The sequence below is a fragment of the Sandarakinorhabdus cyanobacteriorum genome (genome assembly GCF_002251755.1).
Taxonomy (GTDB): domain Bacteria; phylum Pseudomonadota; class Alphaproteobacteria; order Sphingomonadales; family Sphingomonadaceae; genus Sandarakinorhabdus; species Sandarakinorhabdus cyanobacteriorum.
The window spans coordinates 1-2,792 of sequence record NZ_NOXT01000022.1; the positions used below are offsets into that span (position 1 = coordinate 1).

Below are 2,792 nucleotides of genomic sequence, written 5' to 3' on the forward strand. Positions count from 1 at the left end.
CTCAGGAGTTGGAGCCTCCGGCAAACCCGGCGCGGTTCAGTTGCTGCTCATGCTGCCACACGTTTGGCATCGCCCATCGATCATGACGGTGATGTTGGCAGGGCCGGTGCCGCGTCAACGGCTTGCCCGATCCATTCGCTGCGCTCCCGTGTTGGCCGTTTCCCTGCGGTGACGCCGCACCTCTGAACCCTGCCGTTTGCCTCCCCGTCCGATGGACGAACCCAAACTCAAAGGAGGCAGACATGAACACCGACTACGCAATCATTCGCAAAAACTGGAACGGCATCGAAATCGAAATCCGCTGGAACCCCGACTATCTTGCCTTTGAAGGCCGGCCCGATATGGCTCACCTGGAGATCGAAAGCATCCGCCCCGCACGCGCCCCGCTGCCGATGACCGAAACCGGTTACCGCTCGCACTTCATTCAGCCCGACGAGGTTGAGCGCTTTGGTGGCCCTGAGGCCTATGTTGAAGCCTGGATCACCGAGCTTGCCGGCACCGCCGCATGGCGTCAGACAGACGCCGCCGCTCGCCAGCTTGCCCTCTTTTGAGGGCAAGTCTTTGGCTTTGAGTGGAATATAAATGTTTCACTCGATGGATTTGTGCGAAACTTATATGTTTCATCATTAGCTTGAAAACGAAACATATATATGTCACTATATTGGGGTGAGGATAGTGACATGAGCCCAGACCAAACCCTATTGGCCCGCAAGAACATCGATCGACGGTTGAGCAGTCTCAACCGCGAGAGCCTTGCCATGCCCCCGTTTGGCTGGGTGCGCGCCATCCGTGAAGCATTGGGGATGACGCCGCAGAAGCTGGGTGAACGCATGGGCGTCAGCCGCCCGCGCGTGAACACCATCGAGAAAGCTGAAGTCAGCGGCGCGACCACCATCAAAACGATGCGTGAGGCGGCCGAAGCGATGGGCTGCACCTTCGTCTATGCCATCGTGCCGACGACCACGCTTGATGAGCTTGTCCGTCAGCAGGCCGCCCGCAAGGCTGATGCCGAGCTTGCGCGTCTGCATCACACTATGCGCCTTGAGAACCAGGCGCTGACGAAGCCCGATCTTGAGATGGAGCGCGAGCGCCTCATTGCCGAACTGCTCACCGGTTCGCCGCGTCGCCTGTGGGGTGATGAATGATCGATCCGCTGTTTGGTGAGGATGATGATGCCAACACGCCCCTCGATGCCGAGGAGCGTGAGCAGCTCATCCCATCCTACATCACCTTGCGCCGCGAGTTGAACGAGGCCGAGCAGGTCAACATCGCCGCCGCTGCCAAATGGTTGTCGTCGCGGCGGCGTGATGTGCTCGACGAGAAGTTCCTGCGCGAGTTGCACAAGCGCATGTTCGGCCAGGTGTGGCGCTGGGCGGGTCGATATCGCACCACGCCGCGCAACATCGGTGTCGATGCCTATCGCATCGGCATGGACATCGCGCAGGCGATCGATGACGCCCGCTTCTGGGTTACCGACAACACCTATCCGCCCGATGAAATCGCCGTGCGCTTCTCGCATCGATTGGTTGCGATACATCCGTTCCCTAATGGCAATGGTCGCTTCTCCCGCATGGTTGGCGACTTGCTCGCCGTGCAGCTTGGGCAGCCCCGCTTCTCTTGGGGTAGTCAAAGCCTCGTTGATGCGAATGAAACACGCGCTGCCTACGTCGCAGCATTGCGCGCCGCCGACGCGCACGACCTTGCTCCCTTGATTGCCTTCGCACGATCCTGATCCAGCGGGCATCACCGTCACCGAAATTTCAGATGGTGGCCATCGCGCGGTGCGATTGGTCAGGTGCGTTCTCTGCCTTTGTGACACCTGAGTCAGGACATCCCCTTGCGTCTTCATTCATGGGGTTTTGACCAGCCGCGTTGAGGGTCAAGGCGGCTCGCTTCCGCGTCTTCGACTTGTGCAGCTCCGCCCCACGGGTTCGCGTGCCGCTCAGCCTTTGATCCTCACCTTCATCGTCCGGTCACGTGTCTCCCCATGAAGCCGAGGGAATGGTCCTTCGGTGGACACAAAGGAGAACTGCCATGACTGACACAACCGCAAACCGCCCAAGCCACCGCATCTTCAACGTCACCGGTGACGGCGACAACGCCCGCTGGACCGACATCGGTGTTGCCTGGGCAACCCGCGACGGCAAGGGCTTCACGCTAAGCCTCAACGCCGTGCCGATCAACGGCCGGGTGGTGATGCGCATCAACGAAGCCAAGGACGACAAGAAGAAGGGGAGCTGATGCTCCCCTTCGGGGTCGCCTGTCACGGCGCTGGACCGCGTTTCGCGATCTCTTGCTGGATCATCGTGCGGAGCGATTGCGCCGATGCAATTGCATCGTGGCAGGCCGCGATGGCAATGGTAGCATCCTGAAACAGGGCAGCCAGTTGCGATGATGTTTTGGTCGCAATATCGTTGCGGGTCAGTTTGAAGTTCATGGTTTCCTCCTTCGTTTTGCGCCGCCCACCATGGGCCGCGTTGGAGGAGCAAAAGCCGCGCATCGAATGCAGGTGCATCGCTTGGCGATCGCAACGGAAGTGGAGAAGGAAAGTGGGCAGCCCACGTCTTGCACCATTACGTATTCGGGTGCGGCCAGGTTCGATTAATCAGCGGATCATGTGGACGGCAACTGGAGGAGGAAAGACAACGACTTCTGACAGCTACGGTCAGCCCAAATCCAACCCTCGATCACGCGGCTTGTCAGGCTGATACCTGCTATCGCGCCCATGCATTCCAGCAAGTCAGAGATCGTTGACCTTAACCCGGATTATTCACCGGCCGGGTGATTTCGGG

At 59.6% G+C, this 2,792-nt stretch carries 5 protein-coding genes; 4 read left to right on the plus strand and 1 reads right to left on the minus strand.

The genetic code is table 11. From position 1 onward, the window contains the following. Positions 1-242: 242 nt before the first annotated feature. The 4 genes from CHU93_RS00385 (at position 243) to CHU93_RS00400 (ending at position 2,241) form a co-directional block, all read left to right on the plus strand. On the plus strand, positions 243-551 hold the full coding sequence (locus CHU93_RS00385) for a hypothetical protein (RefSeq protein WP_094472251.1): 309 nt from the start codon (positions 243-245) through the stop codon (positions 549-551). A 129-nt stretch (positions 552-680) separates the two neighbouring features. After that, positions 681-1,145, plus strand: a complete 465-nt coding sequence (locus CHU93_RS00390; RefSeq protein ID WP_094472252.1) for a mobile mystery protein A — start codon at positions 681-683, stop codon at positions 1,143-1,145. Continuing rightward, positions 1,142-1,732 (plus strand): mobile mystery protein B, encoded by a 591-nt coding sequence (locus CHU93_RS00395; RefSeq protein WP_207759161.1) that lies wholly within the window; start codon positions 1,142-1,144, stop codon positions 1,730-1,732. Before CHU93_RS00390 ends, CHU93_RS00395 begins: the two co-directional genes overlap by 4 nt. A gap of 302 nt (positions 1,733-2,034) precedes the next feature. Beyond that, on the plus strand, positions 2,035-2,241 hold the full coding sequence (locus CHU93_RS00400) for a hypothetical protein (RefSeq protein WP_094472253.1): 207 nt from the start codon (positions 2,035-2,037) through the stop codon (positions 2,239-2,241). A gap of 22 nt (positions 2,242-2,263) precedes the next feature. Here the strand turns inward: CHU93_RS00400 and CHU93_RS17415 are convergent, their stop codons facing one another. Beyond that, positions 2,264-2,437 (minus strand): hypothetical protein, encoded by a 174-nt coding sequence (locus CHU93_RS17415; RefSeq protein WP_165768534.1) that lies wholly within the window; start codon positions 2,435-2,437, stop codon positions 2,264-2,266. Between the last annotated feature and the right edge of the window lie 355 nt (positions 2,438-2,792).

Coding starts and splice junctions, on each gene's coding strand:
- CHU93_RS00385 (WP_094472251.1), top strand. CDS start 243: ATGAACACCGACTACGCAATCATTCGCAAAAACTGGAACGGCATCGAA.
- CHU93_RS17415 (WP_165768534.1), bottom strand. CDS start 2,437: ATGAACTTCAAACTGACCCGCAACGATATTGCGACCAAAACATCATCG.
- CHU93_RS00395 (WP_207759161.1), top strand. CDS start 1,142: ATGATCGATCCGCTGTTTGGTGAGGATGATGATGCCAACACGCCCCTC.
- CHU93_RS00400 (WP_094472253.1), top strand. CDS start 2,035: ATGACTGACACAACCGCAAACCGCCCAAGCCACCGCATCTTCAACGTC.
- CHU93_RS00390 (WP_094472252.1), top strand. CDS start 681: ATGAGCCCAGACCAAACCCTATTGGCCCGCAAGAACATCGATCGACGG.